This is a genomic window from Pontibacter chitinilyticus (assembly GCF_039748935.1).
Taxonomy (GTDB): Bacteria; Bacteroidota; Bacteroidia; order Cytophagales; family Hymenobacteraceae; genus Pontibacter; species Pontibacter chitinilyticus.
Window position 1 is genome coordinate 1 of sequence record NZ_JBDIZJ010000002.1, and the last position, 17,562, is coordinate 17,562.

General features: G+C 50.3%; 15 protein-coding genes, 1 tRNA gene and 1 rRNA gene. 2 read left to right on the forward strand and 15 right to left on the reverse strand.

Translation table 11 applies throughout. The features are described 5' to 3' along the window. From ABDW72_RS03470 to rpmH, 7 genes are all read right to left on the reverse strand, one after another. Positions 1 to 572: ribosomal RNA gene (locus ABDW72_RS03470) — 16S ribosomal RNA — on the reverse strand; the annotation flags it as partial. A 223-nt stretch (positions 573 to 795) separates the two neighbouring features. Continuing rightward, complete coding sequence (locus ABDW72_RS03475; protein ID WP_347157077.1) at positions 796 to 1,128, reverse strand: hypothetical protein; 333 nt, start codon at positions 1,126 to 1,128, stop codon at positions 796 to 798. 500 nt (positions 1,129 to 1,628) lie between these two features. After that, the gene (locus ABDW72_RS03480; RefSeq protein ID WP_347157078.1) at positions 1,629 to 2,141 is read right to left on the reverse strand and encodes a DUF2480 family protein; all 513 of its coding nucleotides are present in this window, start codon (positions 2,139 to 2,141) and stop codon (positions 1,629 to 1,631) included. A 4-nt stretch (positions 2,142 to 2,145) separates the two neighbouring features. Next, the gene (gene tsaB / locus ABDW72_RS03485) at positions 2,146 to 2,847 is read right to left on the reverse strand and encodes a tRNA (adenosine(37)-N6)-threonylcarbamoyltransferase complex dimerization subunit type 1 TsaB (RefSeq protein WP_347157079.1); all 702 of its coding nucleotides are present in this window, start codon (positions 2,845 to 2,847) and stop codon (positions 2,146 to 2,148) included. Positions 2,848 to 2,990: 143 nt separating this feature from the next. Then, the gene (locus tag ABDW72_RS03490; protein WP_347157080.1) at positions 2,991 to 4,643 is read right to left on the reverse strand and encodes a S41 family peptidase; all 1,653 of its coding nucleotides are present in this window, start codon (positions 4,641 to 4,643) and stop codon (positions 2,991 to 2,993) included. Between the two features lie 29 nt (positions 4,644 to 4,672). Further along, a complete protein-coding gene (locus tag ABDW72_RS03495) occupies positions 4,673 to 5,086 on the reverse strand; it encodes a ribonuclease P protein component (RefSeq protein ID WP_347157081.1) in 414 nt (137 codons plus the stop codon). A gap of 38 nt (positions 5,087 to 5,124) precedes the next feature. Continuing rightward, positions 5,125 to 5,283 (reverse strand): 50S ribosomal protein L34, encoded by a 159-nt coding sequence (gene rpmH / locus ABDW72_RS03500; protein WP_162428478.1) that lies wholly within the window; start codon positions 5,281 to 5,283, stop codon positions 5,125 to 5,127. A 159-nt stretch (positions 5,284 to 5,442) separates the two neighbouring features. Between rpmH and ABDW72_RS03505 the strand changes: the two genes are divergently transcribed. Then, complete coding sequence (locus ABDW72_RS03505; RefSeq protein WP_347157082.1) at positions 5,443 to 7,158, forward strand: M61 family metallopeptidase; 1,716 nt, start codon at positions 5,443 to 5,445, stop codon at positions 7,156 to 7,158. Between the two features lie 123 nt (positions 7,159 to 7,281). Here ABDW72_RS03505 and ABDW72_RS03510 read toward each other — a convergent pair whose 3' ends face one another. From ABDW72_RS03510 to ABDW72_RS03540, 7 genes are all read right to left on the reverse strand, one after another. Then, entirely contained in the window at positions 7,282 to 7,503 is a 222-nt protein-coding gene (locus ABDW72_RS03510) for a hypothetical protein (RefSeq protein ID WP_347157083.1), read from the reverse strand. 207 nt (positions 7,504 to 7,710) lie between these two features. Then, positions 7,711 to 8,634: a PfkB family carbohydrate kinase gene (locus ABDW72_RS03515; RefSeq protein ID WP_347157084.1), complete on the reverse strand. Its 924-nt coding sequence runs from the start codon at positions 8,632 to 8,634 to the stop codon at positions 7,711 to 7,713. 158 nt (positions 8,635 to 8,792) lie between these two features. Continuing rightward, positions 8,793 to 8,869 (reverse strand) — tRNA-His (locus ABDW72_RS03520). A 104-nt stretch (positions 8,870 to 8,973) separates the two neighbouring features. Next, on the reverse strand, positions 8,974 to 9,342 hold the full coding sequence (locus ABDW72_RS03525; protein WP_347157085.1) for a DUF6980 family protein: 369 nt from the start codon (positions 9,340 to 9,342) through the stop codon (positions 8,974 to 8,976). A gap of 2 nt (positions 9,343 to 9,344) precedes the next feature. Then, a complete protein-coding gene (locus ABDW72_RS03530) occupies positions 9,345 to 10,679 on the reverse strand; it encodes a dihydroorotase (RefSeq protein WP_347157086.1) in 1,335 nt (444 codons plus the stop codon). A gap of 109 nt (positions 10,680 to 10,788) precedes the next feature. Further along, a complete protein-coding gene (locus tag ABDW72_RS03535; protein WP_347157087.1) occupies positions 10,789 to 12,024 on the reverse strand; it encodes a serpin family protein in 1,236 nt (411 codons plus the stop codon). A 203-nt stretch (positions 12,025 to 12,227) separates the two neighbouring features. Then, complete coding sequence (locus tag ABDW72_RS03540; protein ID WP_347157088.1) at positions 12,228 to 12,671, reverse strand: hypothetical protein; 444 nt, start codon at positions 12,669 to 12,671, stop codon at positions 12,228 to 12,230. Between the two features lie 258 nt (positions 12,672 to 12,929). Between ABDW72_RS03540 and ABDW72_RS03545 the strand changes: the two genes are divergently transcribed. Then, positions 12,930 to 14,285, forward strand: a complete 1,356-nt coding sequence (locus ABDW72_RS03545; protein ID WP_347157089.1) for a DEAD/DEAH box helicase — start codon at positions 12,930 to 12,932, stop codon at positions 14,283 to 14,285. 293 nt (positions 14,286 to 14,578) lie between these two features. Here ABDW72_RS03545 and uvrA read toward each other — a convergent pair whose 3' ends face one another. Beyond that, positions 14,579 to 17,386 carry an excinuclease ABC subunit UvrA gene (gene uvrA, locus ABDW72_RS03550; RefSeq protein WP_347157090.1) on the reverse strand — a complete coding sequence of 936 codons (2,808 nt, stop codon included), beginning with the start codon at positions 17,384 to 17,386 and terminating at the stop codon, positions 14,579 to 14,581. Positions 17,387 to 17,562 lie beyond the last annotated feature (176 nt).

Consider the following 17,562-nt stretch of genomic DNA (forward strand, 5'->3'; position numbering starts at 1 on the left):
CGCACCCTTTAAACCCAATAAATCCGGACAACGCTTGCACCCTCCGTATTACCGCGGCTGCTGGCACGGAGTTAGCCGGTGCTTATTCATCAGGTACCGTCAGTTACTCCCGCAGGAGCGTTTTCTTCCCTGATAAAAGCAGTTTACAACCCAGAAGGCCTTCTTCCTGCACGCGGCATGGCTGGGTCAGCCTCTCGGCCATTGCCCAATATTCCCTACTGCTGCCTCCCGTAGGAGTCTGGTCCGTGTCTCAGTACCAGTGTGGGGGACCATCCTCTCAGAACCCCTAGCCATCGAAGCCTTGGTAGTCCGTTACACTACCAACTAGCTAATGGCACGCATGCCCATCTTCTATCGATAAATCTTTAACCGCTCGCTGATGCCAGCGTGTGGTCTTATGCGGTATTAATCCGTCTTTCGACGGGCTATCCCCCAATAGAAGGTAGGTTGCATACGCGTTACGCACCCGTGCGCCACTAACCAGGAAACCGAAGTCTCCTGATCCGTTCGACTTGCATGTATTAGGCCTGCCGCTAGCGTTCATCCTGAGCCAGGATCAAACTCTCCATTGTAATAAATACTGCAAAGCCGTATTGCTACAGCTTAAATGTGTCTGTCCGACCCCGGCCTCTCTTTTTTTTCTCTTCGTAAAAGAGCTCCTCACAGCTGACATTCGTCTGCCGAGCGTGAGTTTACCTTTTCTTTTTTCTGTCTCAAGCAATCTCTCAAAGAACGTGTCAGAAACCTACTGCTTCTGCCTGCTCACTACCCCTCTTTTCATCAGGTCGTGCTGTGTTATATGCTGCGCTTGCCGGCCGAACCGGCTTCCCTTTTCCGTTCCGGCAACCGGCTGTTGTCGTTGGGGAGGGCAAAGGTCGTAAACCTTTTTGTAACACGCAACTCTTTTTTCTTCTTTTTTTTAGCACCCTTGCCAGCTGCCTTTTTTCTTTCTTCCCTGCTGGAAGCGGCTGCAAAGGTAAGCACTTTTTCGCTTTCTGCAAGAAGAAAAACAAAATCTTTTTTCTTTTTCTTGCCTGCCCCGCAGCCGGTGTTCCCAGGCTCCTGAAAGCTTTCCTTCCCTGCTGGAAGGGCTGCAAAGGTACACCTTCTTTTCCGTTTCGCAAGCAAAATCTAAAAATCTTTTTCGCTGCTTGCTGCCCCTATTCACCCTCATTTGCGCCCCGCTCCGGCTGATCGGGTTGCAAAAGTACACATCGAAAGGGAAAAGGCAAGCCCCAACGCAGAAAAAAACGCGATTCCCCCTTAACCCCCTGACCCTCAACCGCCCTTTTTTCTCAACCTGCTGCTGCCGGCCGCCGCCAGAAGCTTCGGGGCACGCCTGGCAGGGTATACTTGCAAAAGGCACTGCAAACTTCCCCGGCACTGCACCCTCTCAACTCTCCCCTTCCAACAGGTTCCGGCACTATTGAAAATTCTGAAGATTTTATACTTCCTCTTTCTGTAGGCTCAAGCAATATGTTATTTTGCTTCCACCTGCTGCGGACGCTAGGATATAACCATCATCAGATCACGTTAGTTCACCTGTTGCTAAGATTTTTTCTTAGGAATAGCGCTAAGCAAAACGCCTTATCTAAAGACAAGGCGTTTTGGATGATTGCTCCAGTCAACTAAGCTACTTTCGGCTTTTTATAGAGAGGTACGGTGCTACATGGCTCCCCATACATCAGGCTGCTGGTTACAGGCAATAACTTCCGCATGATCTCTACATAAGCATAAGTAGGCACGGGCACATTGCCGCATCCTTTCACTACTACTTTCGCGTCGCGGTATTCCTCCGGATCAATGGTAGCAATAGCTTCCTGCATCAGCGCCTGCTCTAAGGCTTCCAGATCACCAAAAACATAGTAGTTGGCGTGGTTCTGTAGCTTAGAGGCCAGTACCATGTATGCCCAGGTTGGCACAATGGCATCCGCAGAACAAATGATCGCTACATTTTTGCCGTCGTAGGCCGACCAATCGTTTTCCTTTACAAAGGCTCTGAAATCCTTCTCTTTCAGGATAAGCCCATGGAAAAGATTATCTTTGATATCATATACCACGCGCTCACCGGGGTGAAGCAGTTCCTCCAGGTTTATAGTAGTGAGTGCACTTTGGGCTACTCTATTGATTAACTCCGCCATATCTTTATACTTTACTTGTGCTTTTAGTGGCACTTGTTATATAAACATCCTTCAGGTAGAAGGGTTCATAATAGGCCACATCTTCAAACTGTTCTTTTTCATACTTCGCCAGCGCCAGCTGTCCGATGGTTTTAGCGGATGGCACGATGTGATCTATAAATAAAGTATGCTTATTTCCGCTGACCAGCTCTCTAAACTTACCGGCGCCGCTTCCAAAGAAGATAACCGGCTGCGCTGTCAGTTTCTCTTTAAACGTATGTTCCTCCAGTATAACCGGGGCAATAGGCACCATTTCCTGCAGTTGATGATCAAGCAGGCAAGTATAAACCTCCATTCGGCGGGCATCAAGCATGGGGCAAAACAGAAAATTCTCAGGGTTTGGCGTTGCCGCAATGACCTGCGCCGCCAGCCCATGCAAAGTGGAGACCTCCAGCAGCGGAATGTTTAGGGAGAAGCAGAGCCCTTTTGCTGTAGAACTACCGATACGCAGCCCAGTATAAGAACCAGGACCACCCGACACTGCTACTGCCTGCAGGTCCTGCAGCATTAAGCCGCAGTTTTCCACCAACTGCGACACCATCACGGTGATATGCGATGAATGCGATTTCTCGATCTGCAGCTCGGATGCTCCCAGCAACTGCCCTGCTTTGAACAGCGCAACAGAGCAAACGGTGGAAGATGTTTCGATAGCCAGAAGTACCGCCATATTTGTATAGTTATTAAAGCACAAAGGTAAGGCAAGTATGGCAAGCGGACAACTGTGCATTGCTACGGTCCCTAATGCAAAGAGGGTGACACTTTATCAGCGCCGCCCCCTTTTAATTACATTACTTATTTATACTTACCCTCTTAATGTGCTTTCAGGTAAGAGGCGTAACGCTGCGGATCGTTAAGCACCAACTTGGCTGCCTGAATGTCCGGATCATCATCGAAAGTTGCTTCAATATAGCCTTTCTGCAGGTAATAGCGCGACGCGATCTCTGCCTCCAGCACCTCTTTTATCTCCGGCTTAAAGCGGGTCAGGTCGTTAGCTTTGTTATGTGACACTTTTTTGCGGATGTCTTCCAGGTCGCTTTTGATATCGTCGTAGTGCTTACCTGCTTTTGCGTCTTCTGCAACGGCATCCAGTTCCCGCTCCATACTGGTAGTATAGCTCAGGTCTTTTCCGTTCAGGTAAGCCATAAACTTCTGATATTCTTCGTCTGTCAGCTTAAACTTACTGGCTGCCGGTATGCTGGAATGCTCCAGTTTATACTTGTTGGCATAATCAAACAGGTAGCCTTTGTTAGCAATGGTCCGGGTAATCTCGGCGTAAGTAGGCTCCTCTACGGGCACATCAGGAGTGATGCCGCCGCCATCGTACACCACACGTCCGGCGGCAGTTTTGAAGGCTACGCGCAAAGAGTCTGCAATTTTGCCGGCGCTGCCATCGGGGTTGCGGTGGGTATAATCAATTGCCTGGATGCAGCGGCCGCTCGGTATGTAGTACTTGGCGGTTGTTACTTTTAGCTGTGAGTTGTAAGACAGCGGACGCGTTGCCTGCACCAGCCCTTTGCCGAAAGTACGCTCGCCTACCAACACCGCGCGGTCATAGTCCTGCAGCACACCGGCCACAATTTCAGAAGCCGAGGCGCTGTGTGAGCTGGTCAGCAGTACCAGTGGCATGTTCTTATCCAGCGGTTCGTCGAGGGCTGTATAGGTTTTGTTCCACTCCTTTACTTTGCCCTTGGTGCTTACCACATCTTTGCCTTTATCAATAAACAGGTTGGAGATATTCACCGCCTCGTGCAGCAAACCGCCCGGATTGTCGCGCAGGTCGAAGATGATCTTTTTGGCTCCCTGCTCCTTCAGCTTCTGCACAGCCATCCGTACTTCTTTTGAGGCATCAACCGTAAAGCCGGAAAGCTGAAAGTAGCCGATCTCGTTATCAAGCATGCCATAGTAGGGCACGTTATCCACGTTGATGTTAGAGCGCATCAGCTCCAGCGTTTTGGTTTTTGTCTGACCGTAACTGCGCACTTCCAGTTTTACAGGCGAGTTGGCCTGCCCTTTCAGCAAAGAACTCACTTCATCAGTGCTTTTGTTAGTAACTGTTACGCCATTTATTTTCAGGATCTCATCGCCAATAGCCAAACCGGCTTTGAATGCAGGTGAGTTCTCATAGGGCATCTGCACTACAATCTTGCCATCACGGTTGCCGATCACCGCGCCGATGCCGCCATACTGGCCAGTGGTCATGGTGCGGAAATCCTCAATATCGTCTTCAGGAATATAGTTGGTGTACGGGTCCAGCGATTTAAGCATGGCGTCGATGCCCGTGCGCATAAGTTGAGCCGGAGGTACATCGTCCACATAATATGTATTTACTTCTTTGAAGAGCGTGGCAAAAACATCCAGGTTTTTGGCAATTTCGAAGTAACGCTCAGAGTCGGTCCGAAAGGAAAACAGACCAAAGGCCAGACAGCCTGTGAGCAGGATGGCGGCAATAGACTTCTTGTACATAAATTTCAAGTATAGAGGACGCGGTAAGACTACTTACCTTGACAACGTTCTAAACCGGAAATTAGTTTTTTTTGTATTATGGCAAAGGATTTTTTTTCCTTTCCGATGTACAGGATGCCCAGCAGGCGGGGTGCCTGCTCCGGGTTTTGCACCAGCTGGTGCTTGTTAAGGCGGTACGCCTCGCGTATCTGGCGCTTGAGGCGGTTACGGTCTACGGCGTGCTTAAAGTAGCGCTTGGATACGGAAATAAGCACCTGGGTACTACCAGGCGGCACATCGCCGGAAGGCGGAAGGAATATAAACCGCAGCGGATACAAATTAAAAGAAGAACCCTTGCTGAAGAGCAGCGCAATATGGCGCTTGCTGCACAAGTGTTCTTCTTTCGAAAATGTATAGGAAACCGGCTGCCCTGCCTCGTACTCGTTTGCGTGCTCGTTATGCATAAGCGGCCACGGCTAGGCAAAGCAAATCCCTGGAGGGATTAAGCCTTGTGTTTTCTTTCGTCAGAAACGGTCAGTCTCTTTCTACCTTTGGCTCTTCTGCTGGCCAATACTCTTCTACCGTTAGCGGTCTCCATTCTTGATCTGAAACCGTGTTTGTTTCTTCTTTTTCTCTGAGAAGGCTGGAATGTTCTTTTCATCGTCTGCCAATGGTTTTATTATGGCCTGCAAAATTAGTAAAGCTTTGTAAAATAGCAAAGGGAAGTACAGTATTATTTCAAAAAAGTAGAAGCGCCCGTACAAAATAACCGCTTTGCTAACTGTAGCGCGTATATTTATACGTCATCACTCCCCATAATATGATCTGTTACGCACTGGCTTATACCAATCCACTTACTCATTTTGTTGATATCACCCTCACCATACCTGCCAACCGGCACCAGGATTTATACTTGCAGCTCCCTGCCTGGCGTCCCGGCCGCTACGAACTGCAGCACTTTGCTCAGAAGCTGCGCAATGTGAAAGCCGAGGCCAACGGAGCAAGTACAGCTATCACCAAAGTAAGCAAAGACAGGTGGCTGGTGCAGGCCGGCGGTGCTGAAACGGTGGTGGTAAGCTACAGCTTTTTTGCCCGGCAGATGGATGCCGGCGGCTCCTGGCTGGACGAAACACAACTCTACCTGAACCCTATCAACTGCCTGATGGCCGTGGAAGGCCGCGACCAGGAAGCCTGCCAGGTAAAGCTAAGTATACCGGAAGAGTGGCAGATTGCCTGCGGACTGCCGGAGACAGAAAAGCATACCTTGCAGGCAGCCAACTTTGATGAACTGGTGGACAGTCCCTTTATCGCCAGCGGCAGCCTGCAAAAGGCCACTTATACTTCAGAAGGCATCCCCTTCCACATCTGGCTGCAGGGCGATTGCCAACCTGACTGGGAGAAACTGAAGCAGGACTTTGAAGGATTTACAAAAGAGCAGCTGGAGGTGTTTGGCGATTTTCCGGTAGCAGCGTACCACTTTCTAAACGAGATCCTGCCTTATCGCTTTTATCATGGCGTAGAGCACAGCCACTCCACCGTAATTACTTTGGGGCCAGGAGAGCAACTGATGGAGCCAGCCTTGTACAAAGAGTTTATAGGTGTAAGCTCGCATGAGCTGTTCCATACCTGGAACATCAAAAAGATCCGGCCGAAGGAGATGCTGCCCTATAACTTTGCGCAGGAGAACTACTTCAGAACGGGCTATGTGGCAGAGGGCATTACTACCTACTATGGCGATTACATGCTGGCCCGCTCCGGCTTTTTTACGGCCGGAGCTTACTTTGAGGAGCTGAACAAGACCTTGCAGCGCTACTTTGCTGACAATAGCCGTAACCACCTCTCTGTTGCGGACTCCTCCTTTGATTTGTGGCTGGATGGCTACAAGCCCGGCATCCCGGATCGCAAAGTCTCCATCTACATCAAAGGTGCGCTTACGGCCCTGCTCCTGGACCTGCAGCTGCGCCAGGCTACAAATAACAAAGCCAGCCTGGATGTGGTGATGCGGAAACTGTGGGAGCGCTTCGGCAAAACGAATACCGGTTATACAGAACCGGACTATGCGCAACTGGTAGATGAAGTAGCCGGGCAATCCTTCCAATCCTACTTTGACAAGTATATCAACGGCACGGACCCAATTGAAGCGGCGCTATGTGAGGCGTTATACTTTGTGGGCTGCACTTTGCAGGAGGAGCCAAATGCATTAATCCATGAAGGCACGTATGGCTTTAAAGTAGCAACGGAGGGAAGTATAAAAGTAACGGCCGTGGCGCCCGGCTCACCGGCCAGCGACGTGCTAAGTATAGATGACGAACTGGTAGCCCTGAATGGCCGCAAGCTGGAGAATAATCTGCAGCAGTTGCTTGCGCTGGCCCCGGAAGAAGTGGAGTTGGTGCTGTTCCGCGACAAGCAATTGCGGGTGGTGCGCCTCGCCCAACAGGACCAACGGTATTACAGCAAGTATACGATTGCCAAAAGGCCGGATGCTACAGAAGCTGAAAAGCAACACTTCCGCTTATGGTTGAAGCAGGAATTTTAGCCTGCCATTTCTTAGTTAGCATAAAGCAGCAGACGCAAAAAAGCGGCAGACCTTCTAGTAAGGCCTGCCGCTTCTGTCATTTTCATAGTTTGTATTTTGCGTAGTATGAGGTAGTATAAAGCGCTACTTTGTTTTCGTGTAGCGGGAGTTATTACCACCTTCTGCCAGGTTGCGATTCGGGTTCTGCACTTTGGCATCATCCGCCTGGTGCGACTTTTTAGCAGGGTCTATCTGCACCTCATCGGTGTAGCCTTCCTGCTGCCGCTTGTTCTCTACTTTCGAAAGAACGTTTTCTTCTGATTGCTTCTGCAATCGCTCTTTATTGTTATTTTTATTATCGTTCATCGTCCTATCTCCTCTTTAGTCTACATTTAGTTTTACCGCTTTCAGGTGCATTTTGTTGCCTTCATTTCACATTTGTCTTTTCTACGCCCTCTGAATTTAGTGCAATAAAGAGCAAAATATGCCTTAGCTCCTTGTAGCGCGAATAAATGGGATAAAACAAAAAAGGAAAGCCGAAGCTTTCCTCTTATACTTTATGTATAATTATACTTATGGCAGCACGACATCAAACGCTACCAACTCCACAAACTGTTGCACACGCTGATCAATCTCTTCCTGGCGCAGGTTTTTTAAACGCTCGGTACCGAATTTCTCTACGCAGAACGAGGCCAGTGCCGAGCCATGGATCACGGCACGCTTCATATTCTCAAAGCTAATATCGCCGGTGCTGGCCAGGTAACCGATAAAGCCGCCGGCAAACGTATCGCCCGCGCCGGTTGGGTCAAATACTTCCTCCAGTGGCAGGGCCGGTGCGAAAAACACCCTTTCCTCGTGGAACAGCAGTGCACCATGCTCGCCTTTTTTAATGATCAGGAACTTTGGCCCCATTGCCATGATCTTCTTAGCAGCCTTTACCAGCGAGTATTCGCCGCTGAGCTGGCGCGCCTCTTCATCATTGATCGAGAGCACATCCACCAGCGCCATGGTTGCCTTCAGCTCACCCAGGGCAATGTCCATCCAGAAGTTCATGGTGTCCATCACGATCAGCTTCGGGCGCTTGGTCAGGCGCTCGATCACAGTTTTCTGCACCTGCGGCGCCAGGTTGCCTAGCATCAGGAACTCGCAGCCCTGGTAGCTGTCGGGAATGATCGGATCGAAGTCGCCGAGTACGTTGAGCTCTGTTGCCAGCGTTTCGCGGCTGTTCATATCGTTAAAATAGCGGCCGGACCAGAAGAAAGATTTTTCATTCTCCTTTACCTGCACGCCTTCGGTGCTGATGTGGCGTGTGTGCATTAGTTGGATGTGGTCCTGGTCGAAATCACCGCCCACAACTGATACCACGTTCACGGGCTTTACAAAGTATGAAGCCGAGAGTGAAATGTATGTGGCTGCACCGCCTACAATTTTGTCTGTTTTTCCGAAGGGTGTCTCCAGCGCGTCAAACGCCATCGAACCAACTACTGTTAAGCTCATATTTTAAATTGTTGATTATTAACGGCCGATCTTGAATGGTTAAAAAGCTGGTTCTCTATGCTCCGGAAGAAATCAACTTTAGCTGATTATACTTAATTGGCAACAGGCATTTAACTATTCAAAAATAAAAAAGCCCTTGAAGGTAAGCTTCAAGGGCTTGGGGTGGAAGATGGGGCTCGAACCCACGACCCCCAGAATCACAATCTGGTGCTCTAACCGACTGAGCTACAACCACCGTGTCTCATTTGAGTGTGCAAATATACAGAGGAAATCAGACAATGCAATAGCTGAGGCGCATTTTTGGTTAAAATTTTCTACGCCGCGCTCTGAATTTTTGTCCTACTTACTCAGCTTCGTCCCGCACCAGGGGCAGTAGTTGATCACCACCATTGAGGTGCCGCCATCGTGTATCGGAATGCCGAAAAGCCCTTCATCCCACTTGTTAATGATCACATCCACATTGCCATACTTCGTTTCTCCCGTTTCGTCCAGGCTCTGAAACACCTGGTCCGCCAGCATCAGGCAGCAATAGCTTTCATAGTCGAAGCCATTGCTTTTCAGCTTTTCGGCGGTGGCCCAGTTGTAGCAGGCTTCGTCTTCGTGGATGGCATCCACATACGCTTCATACTCCTCCGACTGCACTACTTCTTTCGTCAAATGCTTCTCAGAGAAGCGGGCATGCAGTACTTTGAATTTCTCCAGTTCCATACTTACCGGTCAAATAACAGCCGCTTTCCTTTCCTGCTCTCATCGAAAGTACCGTTGGCATAGGCGTGGTGCCCCGAAACAAACGTATGCTTAATGGTGCTGCTAAAAGTATGGCCTTCAAACGGCGACCAATCGCATTTATAATAAGTGTTTTCTTTGGTAACAGTGTAAGGCTCGTTCAGGTCCACCAGCACCAGGTCGGCCCAGTAACCTTCGCGCAAGAAGCCGCGCTCGCGCACGTTGAATAGGATGGCCGGCGCATGGCTCATTTTCTCTACCATCTTTTCCAGCGGCAGCTTGCCCTGCTTCACAAACTCCAGCATCATTTGCAACGAATGCTGCACCAGCGGCACCCCCGACGGCGCTTTTTTATACTTCGCCTGTTTCTCCTCCCATAAATGCGGGGCATGGTCGGTGGCAATCACATCCAACTTGTCTTCCAGCAGGCCCTGCAGCAAGGCTTCTTTGTGGCGGTGCTCTTTAATAGCCGGGTTGCATTTGATCTGGGTACCGAAGCGGTCGTAATCTGCCTTATCGAACCAGAGGTGGTGCACGCATACTTCGGCGGTGATGCGTTTCTGCGCCAGCGGAATGTCGTTGCAAAACAATTTCAGTTCTTCTTCGGTGGAAATGTGCAGGATGTGCAGGCGCGTATTATGCTTTTCAGCCAGTTTTACAGCTAGGTAGCTCGATTTAAAGCAAGCCGCTTCATTGCGAATTTCTGGGTGGCATTGGATCGGAATATCTTCGCCATACTTCTCCTCATAAATCGCCATGTTGTCGCGGATGGTCTGCTCGTCCTCACAATGCACCGCAATCGGCAGCTTGGCTTTGGCGAAGATCTCCTCCAGTGTTTGCTCGTTATCGACCAGCATATTGCCTGTAGAGGAGCCCATGAAGATCTTGATACCGCAAACGGTGTTAGGGTTGGTGAGCAGCACCTCCGCCAGATTATCGTTGGTGGCGCCCATGTAAAAGGAGTAGTTGGCCAGCGATGTTTCGGCAGCGATGTTATACTTGTCCTGCAGCAGCTCCTGGGTAGTGGCATTTGGGATGGTGTTCGGCATCTCCATAAAAGAGGTTGTGCCGCCGGCTACAGCTGCCCGCGCTTCGGTAGCAATAACTGCCTTTTGCGTCAGGCCCGGCTCCCGGAAATGCACCTGGTCGTCTATGACGCCGGGCAGCAAGTATAAACCGGTAGCATCGAGGATTTCATCGGCTTCTGCAGTTATATTCTGGCCGATCTGCGCGATACGGCCGTCCTTTACCAGTACATCGGCCGTGCTTCTGTTTCCTTCGTTTACGAGTTGTGCGTTTTTTATCAGGATGAATTTCATGAATGCTAAGATACGTGCTGAACAAAGTTAACACATTATCTTAATCTTGCCTGCTCATACCTATAGTTAGACGCCCAACCCTGTGGTATACGTTGTTGCGTGCTATACCCTACGGCTGCATCAGCTTGCCAATGAAGAGTATGGTGTTGGAGGATTTCTCCCGGATCAGGAAAACAAAGGGCCTGTTAACATCTAATGCTGCTGGGCCGGCTGATGTAACACTGATAACTACAGAAGTCACAGCTGCAGCTTCGGTGCCTTCTTCATTCACTTCCAGAAATGTTTTGTGCATGACCTCTGAAATAGCCAGCGGGTACGCTCCCTCCACCATGTTGCTAAAATCCGCACCGCTGCTGAAAGCAATGCCCATGCCTAAAGCTGCTAATGTTTCGTTCAGCTTCGTCTTATATTCCAACTTAAATTTGGGGAGGTGCAGTTCCATTCCAGAGGTATCCGCAGCAGCCAGCCAGGCAGATAACTTTTCTTGGTTTAGCTCCTGCACCACATCGTTTACCGTGTGCTGCCCCTCAGGCACCAGCAAGGTCATACTGAACTGGCCGTTGCCGTACGGCAGGTCAATCAGTTTTTTGCTGTCGTCGTGGTAATACAGGTATTTGGCTTTTGTGGCCGTCATAAAATCATGCGACACTGTGCTGCCATCTTCCAGGTAAAATGGGGCCGGCTTTGTTCGCTCTTTGTCGAACAGGTAGGTCCAGGTGCCTTTAAAGTAGATAGCGTTCAGTAAGAAGAGTACGTCATTAGCACTGGTGCCCTCAACGATACTGGTAATTTTTCCATTCGTTTTCTCCTTCACCCAGTTGTTCATCTGGTCTTTGGCCGCGGGTGAGTTAAAATTCAGCCCCTGCACGGTGGCATCGAAGTAGGTCTGGTTGAGTTTGACGAAAGGCGTTTGTAGCTGAAAATCCTGGTTATACCACAGCGAGTTGGCATAGGTAAAAATCACTTTCTTATCCATGCCCTGTAGCAGCTCCGCCAGCGATTTATACGACTGATTTATTTCTTCATCAGTAGGCAGTTCAAAACCCAGGGTCTGGCGCATGGCTTCTTTGGTAGTGCTTCCGGCACCATTGTAGGCCATGGTAAGCGCCATGCTGATGCTAAGCGGAGAAATGAACACATTCTTCGCCCCTTCTGCCTTGCTCACCTGCGCAAAAGACCGGAAGGCAAAGCTATTAGAACTCTGGACCGTCGCTGCTTCCGGTATTGTCAGTGGGCGCAGATTGGCAGGATTAGCAGGCGAAGCAGCATCAGGCTGGCAGCCGGAAAGCACCATAAGCGCAGCGACAACGCTAAGAGCAGTTGCTTTGAAGTAATTCTTTTGCATGATGAACAGGGGTTAGACAGCGAACCAAAACCGGCGGAAAATGCTTGTTGCATCTATTTATACTTTGTAACACCATGACCCGGAAGCAGCTGAAAGGGTTGCAAGAGGTATAAAGTCCTTCATCAAACAAAAATTTCTTACTCTGTCAGCATTGCTAATTGTTGAAGAGCAAAACTTCAGCTCAATAATTAGCAGTTAATGAATTACCCTTCATTCAGGTTCTCCAGGTCATCTAAATCTCGTCTACGCCCACTACTCTCTTTATTCTTCCGCAAATCTTTCAAACTAATAAAATTGACAGATACACCTTCATCCACCATAGTTATCTTACTCAGATAACATTCAGCAAACGTCACCCCATCTATACTTGTAAGTACATCTATTCTAAAGGGAGGGTAACCAAGTTGAATAATATTTTTATCTGCTAAAAAGTCGCTCTGGGAGAAACCAAAACTTCCAAAGCCAAACTCCTGCATTACTTGCACCATCGTCTTGGCAGTTTCTTCATCTGAACTAATCCATACATCCAGAGCACCTGTGTAGCGGGGATGACCGTGTATTCCAACCGCATATCCGCCAACGATCAGGTAGCGGACATTATGTTTGTTTAATAACTCTACAAACGCTCTGAAGTCCTGGCTCAGCATCTTTCTTTATAAATCGGATATACTGGTTTCGTAACAGTTTTATAGCAGCTAATCGCTCCTGCGGCGATTTTGTCTGCCAATAAGCAAAATCAGACTGCTTCGCTCTCAGCCCTATTTTTCTAACTATTTTCTCCATTAAGCTATAGATTTTCAAGTACAATATACGCATAATCCACCACCCGTTTCTAGTTGCCTCACCTCCCTACCATAAAAAAGCCGTACTTTTGTATATCTATAGAAAGTATAAATTTAAATACCATGGCAGCGCAAGCAGAAAATGAAGTTACCACGTTCGAGGATTTTAAGCTGAACAAGCAGTTGCTGAATGCTATTGCCGAAGCCGGATACGAAAAACCAACCCCCATCCAATTGCAGGCCATTCCGCTGATTATGGCCGGGCACGACATCTTGGGCATCGCCCAGACAGGAACGGGGAAAACAGCTGCATTTTTGCTGCCCCTGCTCATGAAGGTGAAGTATGCGCAGGGCCAGCACCCGCGCGCGCTCATCATTGCGCCTACACGCGAGTTGGTGATGCAGATCGAGGAGAACATCACCCTGCTGGCGAAGTATACCAACCTGCGCCACACGGCTATTTATGGCGGACTCGGCCCAAAAACGCAGATCGAAAAGATTAACCAAGGCATTGATATACTAGTGGCAACACCCAAGCGCCTGATGGAGCTTTACCTGAAAGGCGACCTTATATTAAAGGAGCTGAAAACACTGATTCTGGACGAAGCTGATAAGATGATGGACATGGGCTTTATGCCGCAAATTCGGCAGTTGCTAGAAGTTATTCCGCGCAAGCGCCAGAACCTGCTCTTCTCCGCTACTATGCCTGATAAAGTAGTGCAACTCTCAGAAGAGTTTCTGGAGTTCCCGACGCGGGTAGAGGTAACACCGCAAGCCACACCCGTCGAAACGGTAAGCCAGGTACTATACCAGGTACCGAACCTGCGCACTAAAATCGAATTGCTGGAGTATTTGATTCAGGATGCAGCGGCGCTGAACCGCGTAATTATTTTTACCAGGAGCAAGAAAAATGCAGAGAGCGTATCTAAGTTTCTGGAGCACCGCAACTATGGCGAAGTGCGCGCTATCCACGGCAACAAAGGTCAGAACACCCGCATCAACTCGATGGAAGCCTTTAAAGGTGGCGAAGTACGTTTTTTAGTGGCCACTGATGTTGCAGCGCGCGGCATTGATGTAAGTATGGTAAGCCATGTGATCAACTTCGATGTGCCCCTGATTTATGAAGACTATGTGCACCGCATTGGCCGCACTGGCCGGGCCGAGAACGAAGGCGCAGCTATTACATTTGCAAACGAAGTGGAGATGTACCACATCCATAACATCGAGAAGATGATCCGGATGCAAATACCTGTGTTGCCGCTGCCAGAAGAAGTAAAGGTTTTTGACACGCCCTTTGATGAAGCGCAGGAGATGGCCCGTGAAATTGACTTCATCAAACGCCGCGAAAACCCGGATTTCAAAGGCGCTTTCCACGAGAAAAAAGCCATTCCCAAAGCAAGGAACAAAAAGAGCAAAGGCGACCCCAGGGATTCCTACTGGCAGAAAACAAAGAAAAAGGGCGGCAACAGGAAAAAGTAAGTATAAAGTAGCCGTTCATAGCAACTACTACCCTAATGCTTGAGGTGCTGTTTTCAGAATTGGGCAAGTAAGCTTGAGAATAGCCTTTGCAGAAGTCTCAAGAAGAGGAACGATTAACTAACCCCTCCGAGGAGCCCTTTACTTAAAAAACTGCTAAGTTTCATCGCTTTGCCAATGTAAAAGAGCCGCTAGTTTAAGCTCCCCTCCTTGCATAAGCAGGGGCAATTGGAACCGGTGCCATAAAAAGGCCGCTGCATTTATACTTGCAGCGGCCTCCCCATACTTTATACTTCCTACAGCTTCTCTTTCAGAAATCGCGCGGTGTCGTTATTCTCCAGCTTGGCCATGTCTTCCGGCGTGCCTTCAAATAGCAAATGCCCGCCGTTGGTGCCGCCTTCGGGGCCAAGGTCGATGATCCAGTCGGCGCACTTGATGATGTCCATGTTGTGCTCGATGATCACGACGGTGTTACCGTTCTCGATGAGCGCGTTGATGGAGGTGAGCAGTTTGCTGATGTCGTGGAAGTGCAGGCCGGTGCTGGGCTCATCAAAGATGAAGAGGATGTTCTCCTGGTGCGGCTGCGCCCCCTTCGTAAGGAACGACGCCAGCTTCACGCGCTGCGCTTCGCCACCCGACAACGTGTTGCTCGACTGCCCCAGGCGGATGTAGCCCAGGCCCACGTCGTTCAGCGGCTTCAGCTTCTCGATGATCTTGGGCTGATCGGCAAAAAAGCCGATGCTGTCAGCAATTGTCATGTCCAGCACCTCCGAAATGCTCTTTTCTTTGTATTGGATGTCGAGTACGTCCTGCTTAAAACGCTGGCCGTGGCAGCTCTCGCAGGTCAGGTAAATATCGGCCATAAACTGCATCTCGATCTTCACCTGTCCCTCGCCCTGGCATACTTCGCAGCGGCCGCCCTCGATGTTGAACGAAAAGTGCGACGGCTTAAAGCCCCGCGCCTTCGCCAGCGGCTGATCAGCATAGAGCGTGCGGATAGCGTCATAGGCCTTCACGTACGTCACCGGGTTAGAGCGTGACGACTTGCCAATCGGGTTTTGGTCCACGAACTCCACATGCTCAATCTTGCCATAGTCGCCGGCCAGCTTGTCGAACTTGCCGGTGGCCTCCGATGAACTGCCGTGCAGCTTTTGCATGGCCGGGGCCAGTATCTTTTTGATTAATGTGGATTTGCCGGAGCCACTCACGCCCGTCACCACCGTCATCACCCCAAGCGGTACTTTCACGTTCAGGTTCTTGAGATTGTTCTCGCGCGCACCGATTATCTCGATGGCATTGCGCCACTTACGGCGTTGCGCGGGTACGGGTACCTCCATGCGCCCGCTCAGGTACTTGGCCGTATAGGTATTCCCCTTCTGCGCCAACTCCTCAAAAGTACCCTGGAACATCAGGTTCCCGCCGCCGGAACCCGCTTCTGGCCCAATGTCGATGAGCTGGTCGGCGGCTTTCATCATCTCCTCCTCGTGCTCCACCACAATTACAGTGTTGCCGATTTGCTGCAGCGAACGCAAAACGCCGATCAGCTGCTCCGAATCTTTGGGATGCAGGCCGATGCTGGGTTCATCCAGGATATACATGGAGCCCACCAGCGCGCTGCCCAGCGAGGTGGCCAGGTTGATGCGCTGGCTTTCCCCGCCGGAGAGGGTGTTGGAGAGGCGGTTGAGGGTGAGATAGCCGAGCCCCACCCGCAGCAAATAGCCCAGTCGGTTAGCAACTTCCATCACCAGGCGTTCTGCTACGTTCCGCTCGTGCTCCGTCAGCTCTAAGTTTTGAAAGAAGGGCTGCACCTGGGTGAGCGGCATCAGCACCAGGTCGGTGATGCTTTTGCCGTTTACTTTCACGTAGCTGGCATCTTTGCGCAAACGTGAGCCACGGCACTCCGGACAGGTGGTGCGGCCGCGGTAGCGCGAGAGCATCACGCGATACTGGATCTTATGCGTCTGCGCCTGGATGTGCTTAAAGAAGTCGTTAAGACCTTCAAAGTATTTGTTGCCGGTCCAGAGCAGCTCCTGCTCCGCTTCTGTTAGCTCGCTGTAGGGGCGGTGGATCGGAAAATCAAAGCGGATACCGTTTTTGATCAGCGGCTGCAGCCACTCACTCATTTTGTCAGAGCGCCAGGGCGCGATAGCCCCTTCGTACACGGTCAGGCTTTTGTCCGGAATCACCAGATCGGGGTCGATGCCGAGTACGCTGCCGAAGCCCTCGCAGGTCTGGCAGGCGCCGTAGGGGTTGTTAAAGCTGAAGAAGTTCACCGACGGCTCCTCGAATACCATCCCGTCCAGCTCAAACTTGTCGGAGAACACGCGTTCCTGGTCATCGCCATACTTCACCAAACACTCGCCGTGACCTTCGAAAAAAGCTGTCTGCACCGAATCGGCAATACGGAATTGCAGGTCTTCGTCGGCATGGTAGATTACAGCGCGGTCTACAAGTATAAAGATGTCTTTCCCTAGCTTCGGCTTTTTCTCCGCCAGCAGTTCCTCAATAAAATATACCTGCCCGTCGGCATAGATGCGGGAGTAGCCTTTCTGCAACAGCAGGTCCAGCTCCTTGTCCAGCGTTCGCTCCGGCAACAGATGCAGCGGGGCCAGGATCATCACCCGCGCCTCATCCTCCAGGGAAAAAATAAAGTTTACCACGTCCGTCACCGTGTCCTTCTGCACCACCTCGCCGGAAACCGGCGAATAGGTTTTGCCGATACGGGCATAGAGCAGCTTCAGGTAGTCATAGATCTCGGTGCTGGTGCCCACGGTGGAGCGGTTGTTCTTTATACTTACTTTTTGCTCAATGGCGATAGCCGGGCTGATGCCTTTAATGTAGTCCACGTCGGGCTTGTCCATGCGGCCCAGGAACTGGCGGGCATAGGAGCTGAGGCTCTCCACGTACATGCGCTGCCCCTCGGCATAGAGTGTGTCGAAGGCCAGGGAAGACTTGCCGGAGCCGGAGAGGCCGGTAACCACGATAAATTTATTGCGTGGCAGGGCTACGCTCAGGTTTTTCAGGTTATGTACTCTGGCGCCTTTGATGATGATGCTTTGACGGGCGTCGAGTTCGTCGAGGTTATAATCAGGAGTATGTGCCATATAGAAGTGGCTCCGACAGCAGCTAAAACTGATCTTACGGAAACCCTTTTACGCTTTAAATGAATGTGTAAAGGTACGAATCGCCTGCTTCTTTTAGAAGCGCTTTATTACAGCCGCTTTGCTGCAACAGGCATCCGTATATAACACCTGTTTCACACGATTGGTTTACCTGCTTC